Origin of the sequence: Streptomyces sp. NPDC059398 (genome assembly GCF_042751845.1) — a bacterium.
GTDB lineage: Bacteria > Actinomycetota > Actinomycetes > Streptomycetales > Streptomycetaceae > Streptomyces.
Window position 1 is genome coordinate 54762 of sequence record NZ_JBHYWP010000004.1, and the last position, 2595, is coordinate 57356.

The following is a 2595-nucleotide window of genomic DNA, read 5'->3' on the forward strand; positions in this document are numbered from 1 at the left end:
CCCCGGGGGGGGAGGGGGGTGTGTCGGGCGGGGGCCCCCACGCGCCCCCCCACGACTCCCGTGTGCAGGTAGGTCGGCAGCTGAACGCCTCCCACCGACGTACGGCTGGTGGCGACCTGCTCCTCCGTCTCGCTGGGGACACCCTCCAACAGACGAAGGCACTGCTGCACCCATTCACGCGACGCGGTCCAGTCGCCCAGGTCGCGGTGGCGCAGGGCCAGGGCGTACGCGGTCTCGGTGGCGGCCCACCGGTCGGTCGCCAGCTCACGCTGGAAGATCGACTCCAGCTCGTCGGTGGAGGCCATGCGGGTCTGGTTGGTCATGGTGCCCTCTCGGTTCAAACAGTCGTGCCCCAGTGGTAATCAACGCCCCGGCGCCACCGCGGTGACGCCGTGACCCGCTGTTAGTACGTGTAGATCTCGGCCAGCGTCTTGTAGTCCTGAAGTTCGTCCTTGTCGAACCACAGCTCCACCTCCTGCTTCGCCTCCTCCGCGTTGCCAGAGGCGTGCACGAGGTTCGCGACTGCCTTGCCCGAGGCGACGCTGGCCGCCGAGCTGTAATGGGAGAGGTCTCCCCGCACCGTGCCGGCCGGAGCCTGGTTCGGGTACGTGCTACCGACGATCTTGCGGACCGTGGCGATGGCGTCGAAGCCCTCCAGCACCAAAGCGATGACCGGCCCCTGCTGCATGAACGTCGAGGTGACGTTGTAGACCTCTGCCCCAAGCCGCTCCTCCAGGTCGAAGTAGTGCTTGCGGGTGAACTCCTCGTCCATCCACTTCATCTTCGTGCCGACGATCTTCAGTGCGGCGTCCTCGAACCGCGAGATGACCCTTCCTGCCAGGCCGCGCGCCAGCGCATCGGGCTTGAGCAGGACGAGCGTGCGCTCGACAGTGTGTGCCTGAACCTCGGCCATTGACTCCCTTTCGCCTTCCCATATAACCAACGTGACGTGCTATCAGCCGTCGATTGTTGAGGTTACCGGCGTTGACGGGGTGGGTCAGACGTGCGGGCAAGGCCCCAGATAGGCGGTCATCTGTCAGGGAGCGGAGACCAGTTCGCCTAACGTCCTGGTCTGGCCAACTTGCCTTTCGTTGCTATCCGCTGAGCATGGGCACCTAGAATCCCCCTGTGGTTGTCCGGCGCTCTCGCGGTTCTCGTACGCCTCCCAGGAGCTGAGCTTTTGGCGGTGGTTCCTCGGCTCCCGGTGACTTCGATTCTTCCGGGCCTCTCTGCGCGAGGCCATGCAGTGCCGGTGCAGTGGGAGTGCAGTTCCGGCAGACGGGGTTCCTGCACTGAGGCAGCGATGAGGGGGCAGTCCTCGTGGACGTGGTCGAGCGCTGGAGTGGCCGGTACGCGTGCCTGCTGCAGTCCGCCCTGCGACTCGGCAACGAACAGTTCGCCGCTCACCTGGGCATCGCCGTCAGGACAGTAGCGAGCTGGCATGCCGAGGCGTCTGTCATCCCTCGCCGGGAGATGCAACAACTCCTCGACACGGCGCACGAGCATGCTCCGGCCGCTGCTCAGCAGCGCTTCGCGCTCTTGCTGGCGAAGGAGCAGGCGCCAGCAGACACGATCCCGCCCCGCGCGCAGGCACTGCGCGTGGCCATCGGGGTGGTCGTCCGCGACAGCGACGTCCTTCTGGTCTGCCGACGGGACAGCGACACTGCGGGCATCACCTGGCAGTTCCCGGCAGGGGTCATCAAGCCAGGAGGCAAGGCAGAGACCACCACGGTGCGCGAGACGTTGGACGAGACTGGGGTCCACTGCGCGGTACGGAAGCACCTCGGGAACCGCCTGCACCCCGCGACCGGCGTGCTGTGCGAATACTTCCTCTGTGAGTACCTGGCCGGCGAAGCCACCAACAGCGATATGGCCGAGAACATCGACGTGATGTGGGTCCCGAGAAACGCCGTGCCCCGCTTCATCTCCGTCGATACGATCTTTCCACCCGTCCTGGCCGTCCTGGAGGAGCAGACATGACGCAGCAGAACACAGATGAACGGCCGGGTATCGCCGCCGCCATCGTCGTTCATGAGGGCCGTGTGCTCATGGTCCGCCGCCGGGTGAGCGAGGGACAGCTCTCCTGGCAGTTCCCGGCCGGAGAGGTCGAGCCCGGCGAGGCCCGTGAGGACGCCGCCGTACGAGAGACGCAGGAGGAGACCGGGCTGACCGTGGCGGCGGTGAAGCTGCTCGGCGAGCGGGTCCACCCGAAGACGGGCCGGCTGATGTCGTACACCGCGTGCGCCGTGCTGAGCGGTACGGCCCACGTCGCGGACACCGAGGAACTCGCCGAACTGGCCTGGGTCGCCCACGGCGACATCCCTGCATACGTGCCGTACGGGCTCTTCGAGCCTGTGCAGGACTATCTGGACGCGGCCCTTCCCTGCTGATCGGCTCAAGGCCCGAGCCCGTGACGATGTTCCCCGGCCGCCGCGCTCCGCACGCAGACGTGCGTTCTCCTTCTTCAGGCGCTTGACCGTTCCTCCGGGACCGGCCCGGGTGGCGCTGCTTCGAAGGCCCGTCGGGCGGGGGGTGGGGGGGTGGGGAGGCGCCGCGGACACCCCCCCCCCCCCACCCCCCCCACCCAACCACACC

Annotated in this window: 4 protein-coding genes; 2 read left to right on the forward strand and 2 right to left on the reverse strand. The window is 67.4% G+C overall.

What is annotated here, in order from left to right:
• Both ACFXBC_RS02865 and ACFXBC_RS02870 read right to left on the reverse strand, forming a co-directional pair.
• Positions 1-323, reverse strand: a 323-nt coding sequence (locus ACFXBC_RS02865; protein WP_385017949.1) for a hypothetical protein, incomplete at its 3' end; no start/stop codon positions are given.
• Between the two features lie 80 nt (positions 324-403).
• Positions 404-913: a nucleoside-diphosphate kinase gene (locus tag ACFXBC_RS02870; RefSeq protein WP_385017951.1), complete on the reverse strand. Its 510-nt coding sequence runs from the start codon at positions 911-913 to the stop codon at positions 404-406.
• Between the two features lie 407 nt (positions 914-1320).
• Between ACFXBC_RS02870 and ACFXBC_RS02875 the strand changes: the two genes are divergently transcribed.
• Both ACFXBC_RS02875 and ACFXBC_RS02880 read left to right on the forward strand, forming a co-directional pair.
• Positions 1321-1980, forward strand: coding sequence for an NUDIX hydrolase (locus ACFXBC_RS02875; protein ID WP_385017954.1), 660 nt, complete (start codon positions 1321-1323; stop codon positions 1978-1980).
• The gene (locus ACFXBC_RS02880) at positions 1977-2390 is read left to right on the forward strand and encodes an NUDIX hydrolase (protein WP_385017956.1); all 414 of its coding nucleotides are present in this window, start codon (positions 1977-1979) and stop codon (positions 2388-2390) included. The genes ACFXBC_RS02875 and ACFXBC_RS02880 overlap by 4 nt, the downstream gene beginning before the upstream one ends.
• Positions 2391-2595 lie beyond the last annotated feature (205 nt).